Raw genomic sequence first — 23,722 nt, forward strand, 5'->3', positions numbered from 1 at the left:
AGTCCCTTTGTCGTCAATGATTCTGGCTATTCTAGCGCCGGACCCGTCGAAAAGGTTGATTCTGCTCATGAGCCAAGCGCCCCTCGTCCTGGTGGACGGTTCCTCCTACCTTTATCGCGCCTTCCACGCGCTGCCACCGCTGACCACGTCCAAGGGCATGCCGACCGGTGCGGTGAAGGGTGTGCTGAACATGCTCAAGAGCCTGCGCAAGCAATATCCCGACAGCCTGTTTGCCGTGGTGTTCGACGCCAAGGGCGGCACTTTCCGCGATGCCATGTTCGCCGAGTACAAGGCTAACCGCCCCAGCATGCCGGATGACCTGCGGGTACAGATCGAGCCGCTGCACGCCAGCGTCAAGGCGTTGGGCTACCCGCTGCTGTGCGTGGAGGGTGTCGAGGCTGACGACGTGATCGGCACCTTGGCGCGCAGCAGCGCCGCCCTGGGTCGCCCGGTGATCATCTCGACCGGTGACAAGGACATGGCGCAGCTGGTGGACGGGCACATTACCTTGGTCAACACCATGACCGGAAGCGTGCTGGACGTGGCTGGCGTGCACGAGAAGTTCGGCGTCGGCCCGGAACACATCATCGACTTCTTGGCCCTGATGGGTGACAAGGTCGACAACATCCCGGGTGTGCCGGGCGTGGGCGAAAAAACGGCAGTGGGGCTGCTGACCGGCATCGGCGGCGGTCTCAGCGACCTTTACGCCAACCTGGACAAGGTGCCAACGCTGGCCATTCGCGGCGCCAAGACCTTGCCGGCCAAACTGGAGGAGCACCGCGACGCGGCTTTCCTGTCCTACGAGCTGGCAACCATCAAGGTTGACGTGCCGCTGGATGTGGAGGTCGAGGCGCTGGTGTGCGGTGAACCTGACCGCGAGGCGTTGCTGGCGTTGTATACCGAGATGGAGTTCAAGAGCTGGGTCGCCGAAGTGCAGCGCGATGCGGCCAAGGCTGGTGATGATGTTGCCCCGGCCGTGGAGCCTGCGGCCAAGGTCGAGCCCAAATACGAAACCATTCTCGACCAGGCCCGTTTCGACGCCTGGCTGGAGAAGCTGCGCCAGGCACCGCTGTTTGCCTTCGACACCGAGACCACCGGCCTGGACGCCCAGCAGGCGCAGTTGGTCGGCCTGTCCTTCGCTGTCGAGCCGCATGAAGCGGCCTATGTGCCGCTGGCCCACGATTATGAAGGCGCGCCGGCCCAGCTGGATCGCGAGGCCGTGCTGTTGGCGCTGAAGCCCTTGCTGGAGGACCCGGCCAAGGCCAAGGTCGGGCAGAACGCCAAGTACGACATCAACATCCTCGCCAATGGCTCCCCCGCTATCGAGATGCGCGGTGTGGCCTATGACACCATGCTCGAGTCATACGTGCTGAACTCCACCGCCACCCGTCATGACATGGACAGCCTGGCGCAGAAGTACCTCGACCACACCACGATCGCCTTCGAGGACATCGCCGGCAAGGGTGCCAAGCAGCTTACCTTCAACCAGATCACCCTGGACAAGGCCGGCCCCTACGCCGCCGAAGACGCCGACATCACCCTGCGCCTGCACCATGCATTGCAGGCCCGCCTGGCACAGACGCCGAGCGTGCAACCGGTGCTGATGGATATCGAGATGCCGCTGGTGCCGGTGCTGGCCAGGATCGAGCGCCAGGGTGCGCTGGTCGATGCCGAGCTGTTGAAGGTACAGAGCGGTGAGCTGGGCGTGAAGATGGCTGAGCTGGAGCTGCGTGCCTACGAGCTCGCCGGTGAGACGTTCAACCTCGGCTCGCCCAAGCAGCTGGGCACGATTCTTTACGACAAGCTGGGCATGCCGGTGCTGAGCAAGACCGCCAAGGGCCAGCCATCCACCGCCGAAGCAGTGCTCGACGAACTGGCCGAACAAGGCTACCCGCTGCCAGAGGTGCTGATGCAGTACCGCAGCCTGAGTAAGCTCAAGAGCACCTACACCGACAAGTTACCGGGGCAGATCAACCCGCGCACCGGGCGCATCCACACGTCCTACCAGCAGGCGGTGGCGGCCACCGGCCGGTTGTCGTCGAGCGACCCGAACCTGCAGAACATTCCGATCCGCACCGCTGAAGGGCGGCGTATTCGCCAGGCGTTCATCGCCAGTCCGGGCTACAAGCTTCTGGCGGCGGACTATTCACAGATCGAGCTGCGCATCATGGCCCACCTGGCCAAGGACGAAGGCTTGCTGCATGCCTTCCGCAATGACCTGGACGTGCACCGCGCCACGGCAGCCGAAGTGTTCGGTGTGGCTCTGGAAGACGTGACCACCGACCAGCGCCGCAGCGCCAAGGCCATCAACTTCGGCCTGATTTACGGCATGAGCGCCTTTGGCCTGGCCAAGCAGATCGGCGTCGACCGCAAGCAGTCACAGGACTACATCGACCGTTATTTTGCCCGCTACCCGGGCGTGCTGGCCTATATGGAGCGCACCCGCGCCCAGGCGGCCGAGCAAGGCTTTGTCGAAACCCTGTTTGGCCGCCGGCTGTACTTGCCAGACATCAATGCCAAGAACCCTGCCCTGCGCAAGGGCGCCGAGCGCACGGCGATCAACGCCCCGATGCAGGGTACTGCTGCCGACATCATCAAGCGGGCCATGGTCAAAGTAGATAACTGGTTGAGCGAGAGCGGGCTGGATGCCCGGGTGATCCTGCAGGTGCACGACGAACTGGTGCTTGAAGTACGCGAGGACCTGGTGGAGCAGGTGAAAGATGAAATTCGCCAGCACATGAGCCAGGCCGCGCAGCTGGATGTGCCGCTGCTTGTCGAAGCAGGCGTTGGTGCGAATTGGGACGAAGCTCACTGATTGAGCAGGTAAAACTGTGTAGGATCTGCGGCGTAGTGACGCGGATCCGAGCACCGCTCAGTGCTGTGGGTGCTTACGTTTCATGAAACTATCGCAAATAGTTTTGTGGGCTTCGGAACTAAACCGGTGAAGCGGAACTCAGAGTAACTGAATGGCTGGTGAAGCCCTTCGATGCTCCTATGTTGTGTTAAGTGTTGGCAGATATCTGGACCCCGCCCTAGCGGTCCGGACTTGGACCCCGAACTTCCCCCTCCCCATACGAAGTCCGGGGTTTTTTTTGCCTGGAATTTGCCGGATGGCTTGTACTGAGCCCCCGTAGGAGCGGGTTTACCCGCGAATGCGATGTCGAATTCACCGCTGCATTCGCGGGTAAGCCCGCGTCTTCAAGGGCCTGCGCCCAATCACCTAAGCGTGTCCAACCCCGATCAGGTGTAGGAGCGGGTTTACCCGCGAATACGGTAGTGGCGGCAACGGCGAACGGCGGGTGGAGAGCAGGCCCGGCCCTTTTGCGGGCAAACCCGCTCCTACGGGTCAGGCGCAAAGCATTAAACGACCGGCTTGTCTTCCAGTTCCATCCAGTCTGCCAGCACTCGGTAGGCGTCTTCCACGCCCAGGCGCTTGGGTGCCGAGAACAGCTGGATGGTCACGCCATCCCCCCAGCCCTTGCGGATTTCCGACTGTACTTTCAGCAGTGTGTTCTTGCCCGCGCCGTGGGTCAGCTTGTCGGCCTTGGTCAGCAGGATGTGCATCGGCATGCTGCTGGCCTTGGCCCAGTCGAGCATCATCTTGTCGAAGTCGGTCATCGGGTGACGCACGTCCATCATCAGGATCACGCCACGCAGGCACTCACGGCTGCCCAGGTAGGCTTCCAGGTGTTTCTGCCAGTGCTGCTTGAGCGGAATCGGGACTTTTGCATAACCATAGCCCGGCAGGTCGACCAAACGCCGTTCATCGTCCAGACTGAAGAAATTCAACAGCTGGGTGCGTCCGGGCGTTTTCGAGGTACGCGCCAGGCTGGCATGAGTCAGGGTATTGAGGGCGCTGGATTTGCCGGCGTTGGAACGGCCGGCAAAAGCCACCTCGTAACCCTGGTCGTCCGGGCATTGTTCGACCTTGGCTGCGCTGAGGGCGAATTTGGCTTTCTGGCAGAGGCCGAGGATGGGGTTCTTGACTTGCATGGGATATCCGATGTGGGTGTTGCCTGACTTTGTAGAGCCAAGCCTGGCAAGCGGTGTCGTTTCCGTTTGGATGGCGGAAGTATATAATGCCCCAGTTTTTGTGTGCTCATTCTCCCAGCGAAGGAGAACGGGCATGGGGTGTCGAACAATAGCTCGCGCAACAGAACGCAGCGCGGCCCCCAACCCTGAAGGTCGTTCCGCATGGCGAAATGGCTGCTTGCTGTCGGTATGTTCCTGCCGTTTTTCAGCGCACAGGCTACACAGGATCCCGAGGTGTTGTACAACCGCACGTGTGCGGCCTGCCACACCGGGCAGTTGCCACAGGCACCCAGACGGGGTGACCGGGCAGCATGGGAGCCAAGGCTGGCGCAAGGCATGGATGTACTGGTGAAGCACGTGACCCAGGGTTTCAAGGCTATGCCGCCGCGTGGATTGTGCATGGACTGCAGTGCCGAGGACTACCGTTTGGTCATCCTTTGGATGAGCGGCAGTCCCGATACATAACATTTCACCCTTAGCCGTGTTGGATTAGCTGATGAACAAACTAGTCGTGAGTCTGCTGTTGACCCTGGGTGTCGCTGGTGCGGCCACTGCTGCGCAACCTATCAAAGGCGATGCCGCCGCTGGCCAGGCCAAGACCGCCGTCTGTGGCGCCTGCCACAATCCTGACGGCAACAGCCTGGCACCGAACTTCCCGAAACTGGCCGGCCAAGGCCAGCGCTATCTCGAAAAACAACTGCACGATATCAAGTCGGGCAAGCGTACCGTGCTGGAAATGACCGGCATGCTGGCCGCATTCAGCGACCAGGATCTGGCCGATATCGCCGCCTACTTCTCCAGCCAGAAAGGCAGCGCGGGTGCCGCCGATCCCAAACTGGTCGAGCGCGGCCGTGCGCTGTTCAATGGTGGCGACCTGGAAAAGGGCATGCCGGCCTGCACTGGCTGCCACTCGCCTAACGGCGCGGGCATCGCCCTGGCCGGCTTCCCGCACCTGGGCGGGCAGCACTCGCAGTACGTGGCCAAGCAGCTCACTGATTTCCGCGAAGGCAACCGTACCAACGATGGCGATGCCATGACCATGCGCACCATCGCTGGCAAGCTGAGCAACCATGACATCGAAGCGTTGGCCAGCTACATCCAGGGCCTGCATTAACTTTCGGTTAATGTTGTAGGTCAATGATGAAAGGGCGGCCGGGCTGCCCTTTTTTCCGTCCGCAGCCGTTACACTACAGAACTCGAGCCCTTCCCGGCCTGTCTCAGTGCAGGTCGCGTCGTGGCGACCCATGACTGCTCAGGAGTAAAGCATGCGTAAACTGATTCTCAGCGCTGCGCTGGTCGCCGCCAGCGTATTCGGTATGACTGCCGTTCAGGCCGCCGAGCCTGTCGCCGGCAAGGAATACATCGAGCTGAGCAACCCTGTTCCGGTTTCCGTGCCTGGCAAGATCGAAGTCGTCGAGCTGTTCTGGTACGGCTGCCCACATTGCTACCACTTCGAGCCGACCATCAACCCTTGGGCTGAAAAGCTGCCCAAGGACGTCAACTTCAAGCGCGTACCGGCCATGTTCGGTGGCCCGTGGGATGCACACGGCCAGATGTTCCTGACCCTCGAAGCCATGGGCGTCGAGCACAAGGTGCACGCGGCGGTGTTCGATGCCATTCAGAACCAGCACAAGCGCCTGACCGACAAGAACGACATGGCCGACTTCCTCGCCACTCAAGGTGTGGACAAGGACAAGTTCCTCGCCACCTTCGACTCGTTCGCCATCAAGGGCCAGGTCAAACAGGCCAAGGAATTGGCGAAGAAGTATGAAATCACCGGCGTACCGAGCATGGTCGTCAACGGCAAGTACCGTTTCGACCTGGGGACTGCCGGCGGACCGGAAGGCGTGCTGAATGTCGCCGACCAGCTGATCGACAAGGAGCGCGCTGCCAAGTAGGCGGCGTCACCCATGCCCCGCTTCAGAGCTACGCGTGGCATTGGCCTGCACGAGCCGCAGGTCAACGAGCATCACCTGCAGGCCCCGGGCCTGCCCGAGGATGGTCGTCTGCGGCTGCTCAGTTTCAACATCCAGGTGGGCATCAGCACCGAGCGCTACCGCCATTACCTGACGCGTAGCTGGCAGCACCTGCTGCCGCATAACGGCCGTGCCGGTAACCTGCAGAAGATCGGCAGGTTGCTGGGCGACTTCGACCTGGTGGCCCTGCAGGAAGCCGATGGTGGCAGCCTGCGCTCGGGCTACGTCAACCAGGTTGAACACCTGGCCCACTTGGGGGCCTTTCCCTATTGGTACCAGCAGCTCAACCGCAACCTTGGGCGTTTTGCCCAGCACAGCAACGGTGTGCTCAGCCGCCTGAAGCCGCAACTGCTCGAAGACCATCCGTTGCCTGGCCCGGCCGGGCGAGGTGCGATTCTGGTGCGGTTTGGCGAAGGCGAAGATGCGCTGATAGTGGTGATGATGCACCTGGCATTGGGGGCCAAGACCCGCGCCCTGCAGCTGGGTTATATCCGCGAGCTGATAGGCGGCTACCGTCACCAGGTGCTGATGGGTGACATGAACACCCATGCCACCGACCTGCTGGAGCATTCGCCACTGCGCGATTTGGGCCTGGTCGCCCCACAAGTCGAGGCCACCTTCCCCAGCTGGCGACCGCAGCGTTGCCTTGATCATATTTTGCTCAGTTCAAGCCTCACGCTGGAGCGTGTCGAGGTGCTGGCGCAGCCAATTTCGGACCACCTTCCCGTTGCTGTCGAGATTCGATTGCCTGATGCATTGACTGTGGATACGCTGCCGGTTTTGAGCTAATTGCCATCACCGTTTGCGGACCCGGGCATGACTGAAGACGCTGAGCGCTGGAAAGAAAAATACCTTAAAAGCATCGAGCAGCAAGAAAAGCTCGAACGCCGTTGGGATGCCCGTCTTGACCTGCTGCGTCGAGGCCTGGTGCGCAGCACCCTGGCTGCTGAAGGCAGTGACAAGGTGGTAGACGCGTGCATGAAGGAAATGCGCGATGTCATTCGCAGCGACAACATGGACGCCGGCCTCGCCGGCTTGATTCCGCGCCTTGAGAAAGCGGTACTGGATTCCGAACAGCGTCGCGAAACCCGCATGAACCAAGTCAGCGATGCGCTGACCGCACTGGTTGGCCAACTGCAAGGCCTGCCCCTGCCCAGTGATATCTCGCGGCCATTGAAAAAACTGGCGAAGAAGCTCGACGGCGGGGTTGCCCAGTCACGCGAGCTGCCGCCGCTGTTGGGCGAGTTGAGCGGCTTGCAGGGGCGCGCGCTGTCGGCCCTTGGCAAGCCGGGTGAAGAAGCCCGACCCGGGTTTCTGCAGCGGTTGTTCGGAAGCCGCGAGGAAGATGCACAGGCAGGAGCAGAGCTTGCGCCGGTGGCGTTGCCTGCTGCCGAGGTTGTGCCCCAGGCAGCCGGCAGTGCCGAGCCCTCGCGGCCCGATGACGTCGATGCGCTACAACCGTTGCCGGCCCCTGCTGCTCCGACTGCCGAGGTGGCCGAAGCGCCCGAGCTTGAGCTGGAGGCATTTGGCCCGGCGCTGATCGAAACGGCCGAAATGGCGCCAGCCCCGTTGCCAAGGGACAAGGCGCCATTGCCGGAAGCTGCAGTTTCCGTCAGCGAGCCGTTGGCTGAGGCAGAACCCTTACATGCCCTTGAAGAAACCTTTGGTGAAGACGGCCCCTATGCCCTGCCCTACGCAGTGGAGCCGCCTTACAGCCAGGTTGCCGCGCACATCGAGCAGACCCTGATCGGTCTGCTTGATGACCTTAGCCTGCCCGAGCGCCACAAGGCTCAGGCGTTGGAAATGCGCGAGCGGGTTGCGCGCGGCTTGAACTGGTATGAGCTGATCCCGGTGCTGGATGACTTGGCAGTCCTCATGCTGGCGATCACCGACAGCGGCCAGCACGAATTCGAAACCTACCTGCAGCAGCTCAATGAACGCCTGGAAGGTTTCCAAAGCCACCTGCACGAGGCCAGCGCCGGTCACGCGGACAACAGCACCGCTGCCCGCGAGCTGGATAGCCAACTGCGTGAGCACGTCGACGGCCTGCAGAGCAGCGTGCAAGGTGCCGCCGATGTAGACAGCCTCAAGCACATTCTGGAAAACCGCCTGGAAGGCTTGCTGCTGACCATGGACGAGCACAAGCACGAGCGTGATCGCCGCGAGCAGGAACTGGCCGGTCGCCTGCAAGGCTTGTCGGAGCGGGTGGCGAGCATGGAGCATGAGGCGCTTGGCTATCGCGAGCACCTGGAAGAACAGCGCCAGAAAGCGCTGCTGGACCCGCTCACCGGCCTGCCCAACCGTGCGGCCTGGAGCGAGCAAGTCGAACGCGAAATGCTTGACTGGCAGGAAAACGGCGGTCATCTGGCGATGGCGATTCTTGACCTGGACCATTTCAAACGCATCAACGACAACTATGGTCATCTGGCTGGGGACAAGGTCCTCAAGATCGTGGCCGACCAGTTGCGCAAGCGCCTGCGGGGCCGGGATTTCATCGCCCGTTTTGGCGGCGAGGAATTCGTCTTGCTGTTGCCGCAGACTACGCCCGCAGTCGCTGCGCAAATGGCCGAGGTGTTGCGCGCCACAGTCGAAGCCTGCCCATTCCACTTCAAGGGTGAACGGGTAGTGATCACCACCTCCATCGGCCTGGGTGCATTCCGTTCTGGCGAACGCAGCGACCAGGTGCTCAAACGAGCCGATGCAGCGCTGTACCGGGCAAAGGAGCAGGGGCGTAATCGCGTCGAGCATGGTTAGCCAGCCGCTGTCCGGCAGGCACAGCGCAGGTGAGCACGTTATACTGTAGCGCTCATACGCTGAGGCCACTGACGTGCTTTCCACGCTTAAAAAAACCCTGATTTCCTTTTTGCTGTTGTCTGTCGCCGGTTGCTCGACGGGCCTGCGCATCGACCGCAGTCACCCTTCGGCCAATCAGGACAACCGCATCCAGTTCGTTGTCCTGCATTACACCAATGCTTCGCTGGAGCGCTCCCTGGCGCTGCTTACCCAGGGTGAAGTCAGCAGCCATTACCTGATCGGCGATGGCCCGGCAACGGTGTATCAGCTGGTGGATGAAAACCGTCGTGCCTGGCATGCCGGTGATAGCCAGTGGCAGGGGCGCACCTGGCTGAACTCCTCGTCCATTGGTATCGAGATCGTCAACCCGGGCTTTACCGACACCCCGAACGGCCGGGTCTGGCACCCTTACAGCGAGGCGCAGATCCAGTCGCTGATCGCGCTGCTCAAGGACATTGTCAAACGCAATAACATCGAACCACGCCATATCATCGGCCACAGTGACATCGCCCCGCTGCGCAAGCTGGACCCGGGGCCATTGTTCCCGTGGAAGCGCCTGGCCGATGCCGGGCTGGGTATCTGGCCGGATGCTAACGCCGTGGCACGGCAGCAAGCCTACTTCAGCGTCAACCCGCCAAGCGTTGGCTGGTACCAGCAGGAGCTGGCACGGTTTGGCTATCAGATCGAGCAGACCGGCGTGCTGGATGTCGCCACACGTCATGTGATTGCCGCCTTCCAGATGCGCTTCCGCCCGCAGCGCTTCGACGGCATGCCGGATGCACAGACAGCAGCGATGCTGCAGGTACTTAACCGCATGCGTTGAGTCGTGGCGGGCGAGGTACTTGTTGCAGCAGCCTTGCGCTACGAAGAGGCGGGTTTGGTCGACGCGGTTTATTAACGTTCTCATCGCAGCCACAAGGCTGCCTCTACAAAGAGCGTGGGTGGATTGCAGCGAAGCGCCAAACGGTGAGGGTGATTATTGATTCCGTTGCTATACCTTGGTTATCAACTGGATGCCTTCGATGTCAGCCTTCATTGCCTTGCTGCGCCAAATTTTTTACCGCCCCTGGATGCTGGCCACTTTGGCAGCGCTGGCCAGCGCCGCGGTGTTGCTCTCTGCCAGCATTGGCATTGCCCTGCAACAAATGAAGCAAAGCGAAAGCGAACAGATGAATGCCCAGGGCGAGCGTTTTCTGGACCGGCTCGAACAGGTGTTCGGCCAGTTGCGCGAAGGGGTAGACCTGCTGCAGGCCCAACCCTTGCGCGGCTGCAGCCCGGCGATGCTGGCAGCTCTGCAACAGGTTGGCCTGAGCTCGCGGTTCATCTATGAAGCGGCTTATGTAGATGACAATGTTGCCTGCTCCAACCGCGGTGATGAGCGAGCGTTCGTTCCCTTGCGGGCGCCAGATATCCAGGGGCCGACGTACAGCTACTGGCTTAACACAACCACCGAGCCGAACGAGAACCTGGCAGCACTGATGCTGGGCCGGGGCAAGTTTCTGGTGTCCACCTCCCGTGGGCATTTGACCGATGTGGTGGACCTGCCCCCGGGCGGCAGCCTGGTCGTGGTGCTGGATAACGGCGCCCGGGCCATTCCGGTGCTTGGCCCGCCACAGGTATGGCCTCCGCCCTCGGCCTGGTCGACCAGCCACAAGTCGCTGCTGGAACTCAGTGATCGGCTGATCTACCGAATGCCGACCAAGTCGCCGGATTACCAGTTGGTGCTGATTGCCCCGAGGGCCAGTCTGCCGCTGAGGATGAACGGCATGCTCTGGTTGCTGTTCCCCGGCAGCGTGCTGGCGGCCTGCTGTATCGGTTGGTTGGTACTGCAGTTGATTCTGCAACGGCGGTCGATGAGCTCAGAGTTGCAGAATGCCTTGCGTCGTGGAGAGCTGCAGGTGCTCTACCAACCCATCATCGAGCTCGACAGCCGGCGCTGTGTGGGCGCCGAGGCCTTGGTGCGCTGGCGCCGCCCGGACGGCACCCTGACCAGCCCGGACCTGTTCATTCCGCTGGCGGAGAATACCGGGCAGATTCGCCAGATCACCGACTTTGTCCTGCAGCGTGTGCTTGAACAGCTTGGCCAGCTATTGCGCTCGCACCCCAAGCTATACATCTCGATAAACCTGGCGGCCTGCGATGTGATGGTGCCACGTATTGGCCGGGTGGCGGCGCGCTTGTTGGCTTTGCATCGAGTGGCGCCCAGCCAGATTGCCTTCGAGGTGACCGAGCGCGGCCTGATCGACGTGGTGGTCGCCCGTGACAATCTGCAGGCGCTACGCGCCGTGGGGCACCAGGTGCTGATCGACGACTTTGGTACCGGTTATTGCAGCCTGGCCTACCTGCAAACCCTGCCAGTGGACTGCCTGAAGATCGACAAGGCATTCATCGACGCTCTGGGCCACGATGCCGCCAGTAGCGGCGTGGCCCCGCATATCATCCGCATGGCCCATGACTTGCACTTGCGGGTAATTGCCGAAGGTATCGAGTTCGAGGACCAGGCAGTGCTGCTGAACAGCGAGGGGGTCAATTATGGCCAGGGCTGGTTGTTCGCCCGCCCGCTGAACGCCCGGCAGTTTGCCGAGTTGGTGACTCGCGGGCACCTGCCGCGGCGGGTGTAGGCGCGTTTAAGCAATCAGACCGGCAACGCCATGTAGAACTGTGTCCCCTGCCCCGGCCGGGAAAACACGCCCATGCGCCCTCCGTGCAGCTGCACAATCTCCTTGCACAGCGCGAGCCCCAGCCCAGCACCGCCTTTCTTGCGACCTACCTGCACGAAAGGCTCGAAGATGCGCGCTTGCTGCCCATAGGAAATGCCCTCTCCATTGTCCTCGACGCTGATGATCACCCGTTCCGCATGCCGTCGGGCATGCAGGCGAATGCGCCCACCGTTGGCGGTATGGCGGATGGCGTTGTGCAGCAGGTTGTCCAGCACTCGATCCAACTGGGCGACGTCGGCCTGGATGCGCGGTAGCGGCGGGTCCAGTTCTTTGATCAACTCGATCTGCTTGTGCGCAGCGTGTTCGGCAAAGCGCAATTGCGCATGCTCCAGCAGGTCGTCGATGGCACAGGGGGCCAGCTCGAGCTTTTGCAAACCGCTCTGATAACGGGAGAAGTTGAGCAGGTCGTTGATCAGTTGGGTCAGACGCTGCATTTCTTCGCCGATGGTTTCCAGCAGGTCGTTCTCGCGGGCTTCAGGCGGGAACTTGACCCGCTCGCGCAGCAGGCCGAAGGCCATGTGCATGCCGGTCACCGGGGTGCGCAGTTCGTGGGAGGCGCGCAGCACGAATTCGCTGCGCACTCGCTCGAAGGCTCTTTGCTCGGTCACATCGTGCAGCACCATTACTGCGCCGAGGATTGGCCCCTGCGGGTGGCTGACCGGGGTCAGGCTGTAGGTGAGCAGACGTGATTCGTCATCGACCTCCATGTTCAGGTCGTCCGGTGGGCGGTCGAGGCTGCCCCCGCGCAGAACCTGGCGCAGTTGTTGCTCAAGCTCGGGTCGCTGCAGGGCTTCGACCAGGCTGCTGCCCACGCGGCTATCGTTCCAGCCCAGCTGGCGCTGCGCCACCGGGTTGAGGTGCTCGAGGCGGCCCTGGCGGTCGATGATCAGCAGGCCGTCGTCAATGCTGTCGAGTACGGCCTGTAAACGCTGCTGGCCGGCCAGCAGCTCGTCAACGTTGGTGGCCTGGTGCTTGCGCAAGGCATCGGCCATAAGACCAAAACGGCGGGTCAGCTGGTTAAGCTCGGCGGCCTGGGTAACCGGCAACGTAACGTCGAAATTGCCCTTGCCTAGCTGGTCGGCCGCCTTGGCCAAGGCTTCGATCGGCTGGCCGAAACGCCTGGCGATGTTGTGCGCGGTGATAAACCCCAGTACCAACACCACCAACCCCATCAGGCCGAGTACACCACTGACCAGCAAGGCGCGGTCACGGGTGCGCTCCTCGCTACGGGTAATCAGGTCCAATGCCTGCTTGTGGGAATCGATCAGGTCGGTGCGCACCTGATTGAACGCGGCCCCAAGCGGCTGATCGGCACCCATGCTGCGAGCGGGTGTGGCGCTGTCGCGATAGGTCTGGAGGAAGGCCTGGTAGTTGCTGCTGGCCTTGCTGAAACCGGTGCGCTCACCGCCTTGCTCCAGCCCTTGGTTGAGCAGGTCCTGGAAGTTTTCCTGCAGCAGCCGCAGGCTTTCCGGGGCGGTGTCTTCATCGAGAATCAGCATCAGCTGTTCGCCCAGGTTCTGGCGCAACTTCAGCCCCACTTCCAGGACATGGGTGGTATCGCGCACCAGTTGCTGTTGCACTGTAGCCATCTGCAGCATGCTGACCAGACCCAGCAGCAGCCCCAGCAACGCCACCGTGACGAGCGTCGATATGCTGAGGAAAAGCCGCGTCCGCAGCTTCATGGGCGGCCATTTCATAGGTTGTACTGCTTGCGCTTGCGGTACAGGGTAGAAGCATCGATGCCCAAGGTCTTGGCGGCTTGATCAAGGGTATCGCTGGCGGCCAGTACGGCACCGATATGGGCACGCTCCAGCTCATCCAGGCTGAGCGCGGCACCTACGCGCGGGGCATTGCCGGCGGGTTGTTCACCCATGCCCAGGTGGCTGATTTCCACTCTTTCCTGCGGGCAGATGATGCTGGCCCGTTCCACTACGTTGCGCAGTTCGCGAATGTTGCCAGGCCAGCGGTAGTTGAGCAGGGCGGTGCGCGCCTCGTCACTGAAACCGCGGGCGGGGCGGGAGTATTCCTTGACGAAGCGGGCAAGGAAGCGGTCGGCCAGGATGAGGATGTCTTCACTGCGCTCGCGCAGCGGGGGCAGGTGCAGGGTAATCACGTTCAAGCGGTACAGCAGGTCTTCGCGAAAGCGGCTTTCGCGCACCATCTCTTCAAGGTTGAGGTTGGTGGCAGCCAGGATGCGTACATCGGCACGCCGGGTAACCGGGTCGCCGACGCGTTCATATTCCTTGTCCTGGATGAAACGCAGCAGTTTGGGCTGCAAGGTCAGCGGGAAATCGCCGATCTCGTCGAGGAACAATGTGCCCCCGTCAGCCTGGCTGACCCGCCCCAGGGTGCTTTCGCTGGCGCCGGTGAAGGCGCCGCGGGTGTGGCCGAATAGCTCGCTTTCCATCAGCTCGGCGTTGAGCGACGGGCAGTTGATGGTCACGCAGGCTTTGCGTGCACGCTTGCTCCAGCCATGGATGGCCCGTGCCAGTTCGCCCTTGCCGGTACCAGATTCGCCAAGGATGAGGATGTTGGCGTCCGTGATGGCGACTTGGCGGGCGGTTTCCAGCACCGCCATCATGGCCGGGCTATGGGAATCGAGGCCGTCCTTGGGTTTGCGTACTTCACCTTCCAGGGCTTCCAGGCGCGCAGAAAGCTGGCGCACCTCCAGTTGCTTGGCAGTGGCCAGGCGCAACTGGTCGGGGCTGCACGGCTTGACCAGGTAGTCGGCAGCGCCGGCCTGGATGGCATCCACTGCGGTGTCGATCGCTGAGTGCGCGGTGACGATCACCACCCGCATCCACGGGGCCTGGATACGCATCTGTGCCAGCACGTCGAGGCCGTTGTCTTCACCCAGGCGCAAATCGAGGAAGCATAGGTCGAACACCTGGCGCTGCAGTAGGGTTTCTGCCTGAGCGGCGCTGTTGGCCGTGGCCACGCTGTAGCCCTCGTCTTCCAGGCAGTAGCGGAACGTGCGCAGGATCGCGGACTCGTCATCCACCAGTAGAATGCGGCCTTGGTTGTCCTGGGCTGATTCCATTTCCTGTGCTCCTTAGGGAAAGATCTTTATTTAGTGTGGGAAAAATCGGGCAAGTTGCATGGTCAATTCTGAAGGATTCTGTCCTTTGCATGCTAGCCAGTGGCCGAACGATGTCTACAAGCCGTGATTCTTCAATGATTTGCTTAGAGACACGCGCTGGCACATTGGTTGCGATGTTTTTCAGATTTTGCCCACGAAGGAGGCACTGCCATGCCCTTTTCCCTGCGTACCGCCGTTTTGGCCGCCACCCTGCTACCCATGGTTACCCCGGCATTCGCCGACCCTGTGCAGGACGCGCGCCTGGAAGGCGCCCTGCAAACCGCTTTATCACTGAACCGCATGCTTGATTCATTTCGTATCAAGGTTGAAGTGGACGGCAAGCAGGCGCGGCTTTCCGGTGAGGTGGAGAACGAGGTCGAGCGGCAGCTGGCCGAGGACGTGGCCCGCGCTACCCGGGGCATCGAACAGGTGGAGAACCTGCTGCAGGTCAATACCCAACTGGTGGAGCGTCCACTGGAGCTGCGTGCCTACGCCCAGCGCCTGGAGGATGTGACCCTGGCGGCGGTGATCCGTGCTCGGCTGTTGTGGAGCCGTACCACCGAAAAGGCCCCGATAGAAGTACAAAGCAGTGAAGGTGTGGTGACGTTGCGTGGCAAGGTCGACAGTGCCGAAGCCAAGGAGTTGGCGGGCGTGGTAGCGCGTACCACCGACGGCGTGTACTTGGTCAACAACCTGGTCAGCCTCGATACCGCTGCCATGGCCAAGGCGCGAGAAACGCCGGCGGGTGCGCCAACCGGGCCGCAGCCAAGCGACAGCTGGATCGTCGACAAGATCCAGAGCAGCTATCGCTTCAGTCGCAACCTCGATGGCCTGAACCTGAAGGTGGCCAGCGAAGCAGGCATGGTGCGGCTCTCGGGCGAAGTGGTTAGCGCGGAGCAGAAAACCATCGCCGTGGAGATCGCCCGGCAGATCATCGGCGTACGGGGCGTGGACGCTGACCTGCTGAAGGTGGCGACCAAGGTTGAAGGCTGATCGTGCAATTCGCACGACCGTACAGGCGCCATCGTGCAGGATACGTCCTCACGATGCATTCGTTTATTCGTTAAGTCATTGATTTATAAGGATTTTATTTAAATCAAAAGGCTGGCATGCAGGCTGCAATTACCTGTTCAGGTTGAACAAAAATTACAGCAGGAGAGCCAGCATGAACCGCCAATCCGTCAACCGCTCGCAGAGCGCCGCACTGCCTTTGCGCCAGATGCTGACACTCGGCATGGCGATGCTGCTGACCTTGGCCGCTGGCCTCTTCTATTACAGCGTGCAGACGGCGCGTCTGGCTGAGCAAGTGGCAGCTCAGACTGCCCTGTTGACGCAGATTCAGGCAACCCGTGCCAACACCTTGGTCAAGGCTGCTGACTGGCAGCCAGCTGGCCAGGCCATTGCCTCACCGGCCACTGTGGAAAAAGTTGTTCCCCAGGAACGCTGGGTTTTCTGACCAGGCGGCCGGATCGATTCCGCAAAAAGAAAGGAGAACTACCATGCTGAGTTGGGCTATCACTTTCCTCATCATCGCCATTGTCGCCGCCGTATTGGGCTTCGGTGGTATCGCGGGCGCTGCTACAGGTATCGCCAAGATCCTGTTCATTGTCTTCCTGGTATTGTTTGTAGCCTCCTTCTTCTTTGGACGCGGACGAGGTTGAAGATGAGCAGGAAGCTTCGTTCAGCCGTGGTCGCCGCCCTGTTGCTGGGCGGCAGCGCGGCGGCCATGGCGGCCAATGACGGTCAAGTTCGGGTCGACCAGTTGCTCGGGTCGGACCCGGAGTACCGGGAAACCTGGCAGGACACCCTCGAAGGCGAGGAACGCCTGCCCGATTGGGTGGTCAATCTGACCGGCAGTGCCCAGGAGCAGATGTCTGCCGTTACGGAAGACGGCGACAAATACCTGGTCGGCCCGCTGTGCGAAAAACAGGACAACTGTACCTACAAGCGGCTGATCGTGGCGTTCAGTTGGGACAAGGATGATGCCTACGGAATGCTCGTGGAGGTACCCGAAGGTTTGCCGAGCGACAAGTCGCCCACCCGTCATGCGCAGTACCGCTGGCTGGGCAAACCTGACGACGGCATGAAGGCAATGCTGCAGGAGCAGCTCAAACGTGACCCGAACTGGTACTGAGCATTATTGCCGGCACGGATGAAAGGTCACTCACTGTCACGTAATAGAAGCTGAAGCTTTCTATAGTTCAGCCTTCTATGATGCGCCGCCCCGAGGAGGGGTAGCACATGACCAAGGGGTCGGGCTGTTCTGATTGTTGCAGGATCGGAGTGGCCTAGGGGTACAGGGAGTGCCTCCAGTAATGGGCCGGGTCAGGAAAGGCGGAATCGGAAGCCTCAGGTCGGCGGTGTCACAGGGATGCCTTGCCAGACCTGACTTCCGAGGAGCCATGTAGGAAACGTCGCTTCCCTTGCGCGTTTTTTCCCCTGGGACACATTTTGTCTCGACCGTACATCAAATTTTTTTCGACCTTCTTGGTGCTGCTACAAGTGGCATTTACGCCATTCGGATTGTCGAACAGGCCATCTTTCATGTACTACCTGTCCCGCCAAATCTGCCGAAATATGGCGGTTTGGTCTTGTTCGGGATTCCGAATGTTATAAATCAAGCACTTGCGAAGCTGCCGGCTAGGTCGAAAACAGTATGCATAAACGGCATGGGCTATGCGTTTCAGGCATTAGCTTTCGCCCCTTGCCGTCGCAATAGTTGCCGCCTTTTTCGCTGGCCAGAGCGCCCGGTCGCTCGCCTGCGGTGTCCTTACATGACGTCGCCTGACGGAACCCTTACTGCCCGTGACCTTGCCTATGGCGCTGTTACGCGTGTTTCCGCCAGGTGCCATGACCACTAAAACAAAGGGTAAAGACATGAAGAAGGCAAAACTGAGCCTCGCCTGGCAGATCGTCATCGGTCTGGTCCTGGGTGTTGCAATCGGCGCGCTACTGAATCATTTCAGTGCAGAAAAGGCATGGTGGATCAGCAACGTCCTTCAGCCCGCTGGTGACATCTTCATCCGCCTGATCAAGATGATCGTCGTCCCGATCGTGATTTCGTCGCTGATCGTGGGTATCGCCGGTGTTGGCGACGCGAAGAAACTGGGCAGCATCGGCCTGAAGACCATCATCTACTTCGAAGTGGTGACCACGATCGCCATCGTCGTAGGCCTGGTGCTGGCCAACCTGTTCCATCCAGGTGCCGGCATCGACATGAGCACCCTGGGCACGGTGGACATCTCCAAGTACCAGGCGACAGCGGCCGAAGTGCAGCATGAGCACGCGTTCATCGAAACCCTGCTCAACCTGATTCCGTCGAACATCTTCGCAGCGCTGATGCGTGGCGAAATGCTGCCGATCATCTTCTTCTCGGTGATGTTCGGCCTGGGTCTGTCGAGCCTGCAGGCAGAGCTGCGTGACCCGCTGGTGCGTACCTTCCAGGCTGTTTCGGAAACCATGTTCAAGGTCACTCACATGATCATGAACTATGCCCCGATCGGCGTGTTCGCCCTGATTGCCGTGACCGTGGCCAACTTCGGTTTCAGCTCGCTGCTGCCGCTGGCCAAGCTGGTGCTGCTGGTGTACTTCGCCATCGCCTTCTTCGCCTTCATGGTACTGGGCCTGGTTGCCCGCCTGTTCGGCTTCTCGGTGATCAAGATCATGCGCATCATGAAAGATGAGCTGATCCTGGCCTACTCCACCTCCAGCTCGGAAACCGTGCTGCCGCGGGTGATCGAGAAGATGGAGAAGTACGGTGCGCCAAAGTCGATCTGCTCGTTCGTGGTACCGACCGGCTACTCGTTCAACCTCGACGGTTCGACCCTGTATCAGAGCATCGCGGCGATCTTCATTGCCCAGTTGTACGGTATCGACCTGTCGTGGAGCCAGCAGCTGCTGCTGGTACTGACCCTGATGGTCACTTCCAAAGGTATCGCGGGTGTGCCGGGCGTATCGTTCGTGGTACTGCTGGCCACCTTGGGCAGCGTGGGCATTCCGCTGGAAGGCCTGGCCTTCATCGCTGGCGTGGACCGCATCATGGACATGGCCCGAACTGCGCTGAACGTTGTGGGCAACGCCTTGGCTGCATTGGTCATTGCTCGCTGGGAAGGCATGTACGACGCGGTCAAGGGCGAGCAGTACTACGCCTCGCTGCTGGCCGAGAAGCAGGAAACTGCAGTGGTTGGCGAAACAGCCAAGCGCTGAGCTTGATGGCTGTTTGACCAAGAGCCCCGACTTGTCGGGGCTTTTTGCTATCTGCGAGATCTTGAGCCGCGCCTACAAAGGCTCGCGATCGCCAGTCACAGGCTGCGATACGCTATTATTCGGGCACTTTTCAGGGGGAACATACGGATGCTCAACGGCCTTTGGCTCGGCTTTTTCCTGGTGGCGGCGGTGTCCGCCATGGCCCAATGGCTGGTGGGTGGCAACGCAGGCATCTTCGCGGCAATGGTCGAAAGCATCTTCGCCATGGCCAAGCTGTCGGTCGAGGTGATGGTGCTGCTGTTCGGCACACTGACCCTGTGGCTGGGCTTTCTGAAGATCGCCGAGAAGGCCGGTATCGTCGAGTGGCTGGCCAAGGTGCTAGGCCCGCTATTCGCCCGCCTGATGCCGGAGGTGCCGCCCGGCCACCCGGCCCTGGGCCTGATTACCATGAACTTCGCCGCCAACGGCCTGGGACTCGACAACGCCGCTACGCCGATTGGCCTGAAGGCCATGCGCGCGCTGCAGGAGCTGAACCCTGGCAGCACCACCGCGAGCAACGCGCAGATCCTGTTCCTGGTGCTCAACGCCTCGTCGCTGACCCTGCTGCCGGTAACCGTCTTCATGTACCGGGCGCAGCAAGGCGCACCAGACCCGACCATGGTGTTTCTGCCAATCCTGCTAGCGACCAGCGTCTCGACCCTGGTAGGTCTGCTGTCGGTGGCAGTGATGCAGCGTTTGCGTCTGTGGGACCCGGTGGTGCTTGCCTACTTCATCCCCGGCGCTTTGCTGCTGGGAGGCTTCATGGCTTTTCTTGGCACCCTGTCGGCCGCCGCGCTGGCCAGCCTGTCGTCGCTCATGGGCAACCTCACGCTGTTTGGCGTGATCATGCTGTTCCTGGTGGTGGGCGCCCTGAAACGGGTGAGGGTGTATGAAGCCTTTGTCGAAGGCGCCACGGAAGGCTTCGATGTGGCCAAGAGCCTGCTGCCCTACCTGGTGGCGATGCTGGTGGCGGTGGGTGTGCTGCGCGCCTCTGGTGCCCTGGAGCTGGCCCTGGACGGTATCCGCCATGCGGTGAACTGGATGGGCCTGGACACGCGCTTTGTCGAGGGCTTGCCCACCGCGCTGGTCAAGCCGTTCTCTGGCAGCGCAGCGCGGGCAATGCTGATCGAGACCATGCAGACCCAAGGCGTGGACAGTTTCCCTGCCTTGGTGGCGGCGACGATTCAGGGCAGCACCGAAACCACCTTCTACGTACTGGCCGTGTACTTTGGTGCCGTGGGCATCCAGCGCGTGCGCCATGCGGTCGGTTGCGCACTGCTGGCCGAGTTTTCAGGGGTGGTCGCGGCGATCTTCGTCTGCTATTGGTTCTTCGCCTGAACCTTCAGCTGCGCCTGGTTGGCCTGGGCAATGGTCCAGCTCACCACCTGCCCCACCAGCTGGTCGCTGGCCTGACCAAAGCCGGCGACTACCGCTGACACTTGCTTGTCGGCAAGCGGCTGGCGAATCTCGAAGCGCTTGCTGGCCTGGATGCGCTGGTCGCGCCCATTGACCAGACGCGCATCGTAGCGGATCACCACCTCCACCGCCCCGCCCGGGCGATACTCACTCTGAAACGCCTGCAGCTCGCCAGCCAGCTCGTAGTCGGCTTGCAGGTTGCTGTCGTCAGCGCTCAGGCGCTGCACCTGGCCGTCACGCTGGAATCCATCAAGCAGGCGGTTGCGCAGCAGCACCGGAGCCGCATCGCTCCAGCGTGCGCCCTTGTAACTGCTTATCACATCGCCTTGTGGAATGACGGCAATGCGCGGCCCGGCCAACACTTCACTGGCCAGCGGCTTGTTCAGGCGCAATGACCACTCCAGCGGCGGGGCTGTGCGGCTGGGCTGGTTCACCGGCAGGCGATAAAGGTCCACAGGTTCGCTCTTCGGCAGGATCGAGCAGGCACTGACCAGACTCAGCGAGGCCGCCAGGGTCAGCAGGCGCAGCGACAGATTCATGGCTGGAACTCCTTGTTGTTGTCGCGGCCAAGCAGGTAGCCGCTCGGGTCGGCCTCCAGTTGCCGGGAAATGCCTTTGAGCGCGTTAAGGGTTTCGCGCAGTTCACGAATGGCCGGGGCCAGCTGGTTCAGGCTCTGGGCGCCGTCACCGATAGCCTCGCTGTTGTTCTGGAGCAGGTTATTGATGGTTGCCGTGCTTTGGGCCAGTGACTGCATGGCCTGTTCGGCGCTACCGATCGCCTGTTTGCCTTCGCTACCCAGCAGGCCGTTGGCATTGCGCATCAGCGCCTGGGTTTCGGCCAGGGTGGCGCTGGCCTGATTACCCACCTTTACCAGCTGTTCGATGGCCTCGGCGATGCTGCCGTGCTGGCCGGCAAAGGCGCCGGTGGTCTTGTCGAGGTTGGCCAGCGTGTTGCTGAGGTGGCCTATGTTGTCCTCGGAGAACATCTGGTTGGCGTTATGGAGCAGCATGTTGATGTTGGTCACCAGGTCGCTGCTGTCGTTGAGCAGGCGCGAGATTGGCGATGGCGAAGCGATGATCACCGGCAGCTTGCCATCCTTGCCTTTAAGCTCGGGGCTTTGCGGGGTGCCGCCACTGAGCTGGATGAATGAGTTGCCGGTGACGCCGGCCAGGGTCAGCTTGGCCTGGGTGTCTTCCTTCACCGGGGTATCGGCGCTCAGGCGCACCCGTGCCAATACCCGGCGCGGGTCTTTCGGGTCCAGACGCAGGGTCGAGACGTCGCCCACCTTGATGCCGTTGTACTGCACCGTGCTGCCTCGGGAAAGGCCAGACACGGCTTCGTTGAACACTACTTCGTAATCCTTGAAGGCGTCGTCGACACTGGACTTGGCCAGCCACAGGCCGAACAGCATGGCCCCGGCCACCACCAGAACGGTGACCAGGCCGATGAGGACGTGATGGGCTCGGGTTTCCATTGCTCAGCGCTCCTGCCCGGCACGGGTGGCAGCCTGTTCGGCGGCGCGCCCGCGGGGGCCGTGAAAGTATTCTTGGATCCAGGTGTCGTTGGTCTTCTCGACCTCGGCCAGCGGGCCGGCCACCAGGACTTTCTTTTGCGACAGCACCGCGATGCGGTCGGTGATGGTGTACAGGGTGTCGAGGTCGTGGGTGATCAGGAACACCGACAGCCCCAGAGCATCGCGCAGGGTAAGGATCAACTGGTCAAATGCCGCGGCACCGATCGGGTCCAGGCCAGCCGTGGGTTCGTCGAGGAACAGGATGTCCGGGTCCAGGGCCAGGGCGCGGGCCAGCGCTGCGCGCTTGATCATGCCCCCCGACAACGAGGCCGGGTACTTGTCGGCAGCCGAGATCGGCAACCCGGCAAGGGCCAATTTCACCCCGGCCAAGTGCTCGGCATCATTGCGCGACAGCCCGGCGTGCTCGATCAGCGGCAAGGCCACGTTTTCGGTCACCGTCAGCGAAGAGAACAGCGCCCCCTTCTGGAACAGCACGCCAAAGCGCCGCTCGACCAGTGAACGCTGTTCTTCGCGCAGGCCGGTCAGGTCCTGGCCGAGCACCTTGATCTGCCCTTCATTGGGCCGGCGCAGGCCAATGATGCTGCGCAGAAGCACCGACTTGCCGCTGCCTGAGCCGCCTACCACGGCGAGGATTTCGCCGCGGTACAGGTCAAGGTCTAGGTTTTCATGTACCACCTGGCGGCCGAAGCGGTTGCAGATGCCGCGGGCTTCGATTACGCAATCCTGGCCACTCACCAGCCCATCTCCATGAAGAACAGCGCTGCCACCGCATCCAGCACGATGACCACAAAAATTGACTGCACCACTGCCGAGGTGGTGTGTGCCCCCACCGACTCGGCGCTGCCGCTGACCTTGAAGCCTTCCAGGCAGCCGATGGCGGCGATCAGGAAGGCGAAGAACGGTGCCTTGGCCAGGCCTACCAGGAAGTGCTGCACGCCAATGTCGCTTTGCAGCAGCGACAGGAACATGGCCGGCGAAATATCCAGTGTCAGGGCGCATACCACCGCACCGCCAACGATGCCGCAGATCATCGCGACAAAGGTGAGCAACGGCAGCGAAATCAGCAGGGCCAGTACCCGCGGCACCACCAGCAGTTCCATGGGGTTGAGGCCCAGCGTGCGGATGGCGTCAATTTCTTCGTTGGCCTTCATCGAGCCGATCTGCGCGGTGAACGCGCTGGCAGTGCGGCCGGCCATGAGAATGGCTGTCAGCAGCACGGCGAACTCGCGCAGGAACGAGAATGCAACCAGGTCGACGGTGAAAATGGTCGCACCGAAGTCGGCCAACACCGTGGCACCGAGAAATGCGACTACGGCGCCCACCAGAAAGGTCAGCAACGCAACGATGGGCGCGGCATCCAGCCCGGTCTGTTCAATGTGTGCCACCACAGGAGTGAAGCGCCAGCGATGTGGCTGGAAGGCGCGGCGCAGCAGGGTTTCTAGAATCACACCAACGAAACCAAGCAGTTGCATGCTGTCCTGCCACAGCGTGCCGACGGCGCAGCCGATGCGCTCCAGCAGCAACAACAGCACATTGCGCTCGGGCTCCTTGACCGGGATGCAGTAATCCTGGACCGAACAGTAGACATTCTTCAGCAGCGCCTGGCTGGCTTCAGGCAGCGCGTGGGTACAGCGCGACAGGCGCTCGGAGCCTAGCAGTTCGGCCAGCAGCGAAGCGCCGGCGGTGTCCAGGCGGCCCAGTTGGCTGAGGTCGGCGATCGTGTTGGCAGCGCACTGCGTGCGCAGGCGCTCGCTCTCGCGCTTGAGGTTGGCGTAGTGTGCCAGGGTCCAGTCACCGGTAATACGCAGGCAGGCGGGTTGGCAGCTGGTGTCCAGGGTGGCGCTGGGGGTGGTCATAGGCTCCATGCAATTGACTCGGCGCTAAGGCTTAGGGGCTGATCATAGCGCAGGGGGCATGGGCTGTTTGG

General features: G+C 61.6%; 21 protein-coding genes. 14 read left to right on the forward strand and 7 right to left on the reverse strand.

The genetic code is table 11. The features are described from left to right. The first annotated feature begins 67 nt into the window (after positions 1-67). Positions 68-2,815 carry a DNA polymerase I gene (gene polA, locus AC3WLP_RS07495; protein WP_088512661.1) on the forward strand — a complete coding sequence of 916 codons (2,748 nt, stop codon included), beginning with the start codon at positions 68-70 and terminating at the stop codon, positions 2,813-2,815. A gap of 545 nt (positions 2,816-3,360) precedes the next feature. Here the strand turns inward: polA and yihA are convergent. Beyond that, a complete protein-coding gene (gene yihA, locus AC3WLP_RS07500; protein WP_010951522.1) occupies positions 3,361-3,993 on the reverse strand; it encodes a ribosome biogenesis GTP-binding protein YihA/YsxC in 633 nt (210 codons plus the stop codon). 201 nt (positions 3,994-4,194) lie between these two features. Between yihA and AC3WLP_RS07505 the strand changes: the two genes are divergently transcribed. The 7 genes from AC3WLP_RS07505 (at position 4,195) to AC3WLP_RS07535 (ending at position 11,422) form a co-directional block, all read left to right on the forward strand. Beyond that, a complete protein-coding gene (locus AC3WLP_RS07505) occupies positions 4,195-4,497 on the forward strand; it encodes a c-type cytochrome (protein WP_003252992.1) in 303 nt (100 codons plus the stop codon). A gap of 31 nt (positions 4,498-4,528) precedes the next feature. Beyond that, complete coding sequence (locus tag AC3WLP_RS07510) at positions 4,529-5,146, forward strand: c-type cytochrome (RefSeq protein WP_088512662.1); 618 nt, start codon at positions 4,529-4,531, stop codon at positions 5,144-5,146. 151 nt (positions 5,147-5,297) lie between these two features. Next, a complete protein-coding gene (gene dsbA, locus AC3WLP_RS07515; protein ID WP_003252987.1) occupies positions 5,298-5,930 on the forward strand; it encodes a thiol:disulfide interchange protein DsbA in 633 nt (210 codons plus the stop codon). A gap of 12 nt (positions 5,931-5,942) precedes the next feature. Further along, positions 5,943-6,797 (forward strand): endonuclease/exonuclease/phosphatase family protein, encoded by an 855-nt coding sequence (locus AC3WLP_RS07520; protein ID WP_003252985.1) that lies wholly within the window; start codon positions 5,943-5,945, stop codon positions 6,795-6,797. A gap of 27 nt (positions 6,798-6,824) precedes the next feature. Beyond that, complete coding sequence (locus AC3WLP_RS07525; RefSeq protein ID WP_088512663.1) at positions 6,825-8,762, forward strand: GGDEF domain-containing protein; 1,938 nt, start codon at positions 6,825-6,827, stop codon at positions 8,760-8,762. Between the two features lie 73 nt (positions 8,763-8,835). After that, positions 8,836-9,624, forward strand: coding sequence for an N-acetylmuramoyl-L-alanine amidase (locus AC3WLP_RS07530; protein WP_011953154.1), 789 nt, complete (start codon positions 8,836-8,838; stop codon positions 9,622-9,624). A gap of 199 nt (positions 9,625-9,823) precedes the next feature. Beyond that, a complete protein-coding gene (locus AC3WLP_RS07535; RefSeq protein WP_003252978.1) occupies positions 9,824-11,422 on the forward strand; it encodes an EAL domain-containing protein in 1,599 nt (532 codons plus the stop codon). 14 nt (positions 11,423-11,436) lie between these two features. Here AC3WLP_RS07535 and AC3WLP_RS07540 read toward each other — a convergent pair whose 3' ends face one another. Both AC3WLP_RS07540 and algB read right to left on the reverse strand, forming a co-directional pair. Then, positions 11,437-13,218 (reverse strand): KinB sensor domain-containing domain, encoded by a 1,782-nt coding sequence (locus AC3WLP_RS07540; RefSeq protein WP_011953156.1) that lies wholly within the window; start codon positions 13,216-13,218, stop codon positions 11,437-11,439. Continuing rightward, positions 13,215-14,561, reverse strand: coding sequence for a sigma-54-dependent response regulator transcription factor AlgB (gene algB / locus AC3WLP_RS07545; RefSeq protein ID WP_003252973.1), 1,347 nt, complete (start codon positions 14,559-14,561; stop codon positions 13,215-13,217). The genes AC3WLP_RS07540 and algB overlap by 4 nt, the downstream gene beginning before the upstream one ends. A gap of 210 nt (positions 14,562-14,771) precedes the next feature. Between algB and AC3WLP_RS07550 the strand changes: the two genes are divergently transcribed. The 6 genes from AC3WLP_RS07550 to AC3WLP_RS07575 all read left to right on the forward strand — a co-directional run bounded on the left by AC3WLP_RS07550 (position 14,772) and on the right by AC3WLP_RS07575 (position 20,183). Beyond that, positions 14,772-15,593 carry a BON domain-containing protein gene (locus tag AC3WLP_RS07550; RefSeq protein WP_017147859.1) on the forward strand — a complete coding sequence of 274 codons (822 nt, stop codon included), beginning with the start codon at positions 14,772-14,774 and terminating at the stop codon, positions 15,591-15,593. A gap of 172 nt (positions 15,594-15,765) precedes the next feature. Next, positions 15,766-16,056, forward strand: coding sequence for a hypothetical protein (locus tag AC3WLP_RS07555; RefSeq protein ID WP_088512664.1), 291 nt, complete (start codon positions 15,766-15,768; stop codon positions 16,054-16,056). A 43-nt stretch (positions 16,057-16,099) separates the two neighbouring features. After that, the gene (locus AC3WLP_RS07560) at positions 16,100-16,261 is read left to right on the forward strand and encodes a DUF1328 domain-containing protein (protein WP_003252966.1); all 162 of its coding nucleotides are present in this window, start codon (positions 16,100-16,102) and stop codon (positions 16,259-16,261) included. A gap of 2 nt (positions 16,262-16,263) precedes the next feature. Next, positions 16,264-16,734, forward strand: a complete 471-nt coding sequence (locus AC3WLP_RS07565; RefSeq protein ID WP_004575249.1) for an inhibitor of vertebrate lysozyme family protein — start codon at positions 16,264-16,266, stop codon at positions 16,732-16,734. A 743-nt stretch (positions 16,735-17,477) separates the two neighbouring features. Then, positions 17,478-18,806 carry a glutamate/aspartate:proton symporter GltP gene (gene gltP, locus AC3WLP_RS07570; protein ID WP_088512665.1) on the forward strand — a complete coding sequence of 443 codons (1,329 nt, stop codon included), beginning with the start codon at positions 17,478-17,480 and terminating at the stop codon, positions 18,804-18,806. Between the two features lie 147 nt (positions 18,807-18,953). Continuing rightward, positions 18,954-20,183: a nucleoside recognition domain-containing protein gene (locus AC3WLP_RS07575; protein ID WP_088512666.1), complete on the forward strand. Its 1,230-nt coding sequence runs from the start codon at positions 18,954-18,956 to the stop codon at positions 20,181-20,183. Here the strand turns inward: AC3WLP_RS07575 and AC3WLP_RS07580 are convergent. The 4 genes from AC3WLP_RS07580 to AC3WLP_RS07595 are packed head-to-tail and all read right to left on the reverse strand — an operon-like array spanning position 20,165 to position 23,660. Then, on the reverse strand, positions 20,165-20,800 hold the full coding sequence (locus AC3WLP_RS07580) for an ABC-type transport auxiliary lipoprotein family protein (RefSeq protein ID WP_088512667.1): 636 nt from the start codon (positions 20,798-20,800) through the stop codon (positions 20,165-20,167). The two genes, AC3WLP_RS07575 and AC3WLP_RS07580, sit on opposite strands and share 19 nt — an antisense overlap. Beyond that, positions 20,797-21,735 carry an MlaD family protein gene (locus tag AC3WLP_RS07585; RefSeq protein WP_011953161.1) on the reverse strand — a complete coding sequence of 313 codons (939 nt, stop codon included), beginning with the start codon at positions 21,733-21,735 and terminating at the stop codon, positions 20,797-20,799. Before AC3WLP_RS07585 ends, AC3WLP_RS07580 begins: the two co-directional genes overlap by 4 nt. A gap of 3 nt (positions 21,736-21,738) precedes the next feature. Next, positions 21,739-22,530, reverse strand: a complete 792-nt coding sequence (locus AC3WLP_RS07590) for an ABC transporter ATP-binding protein (RefSeq protein WP_014754977.1) — start codon at positions 22,528-22,530, stop codon at positions 21,739-21,741. Beyond that, on the reverse strand, positions 22,527-23,660 hold the full coding sequence (locus tag AC3WLP_RS07595) for an ABC transporter permease (protein WP_011953163.1): 1,134 nt from the start codon (positions 23,658-23,660) through the stop codon (positions 22,527-22,529). The genes AC3WLP_RS07590 and AC3WLP_RS07595 overlap by 4 nt, the downstream gene beginning before the upstream one ends. Between the last annotated feature and the right edge of the window lie 62 nt (positions 23,661-23,722).

It is taken from the genome of Pseudomonas sp. FW305-E2 (assembly GCF_058782925.1).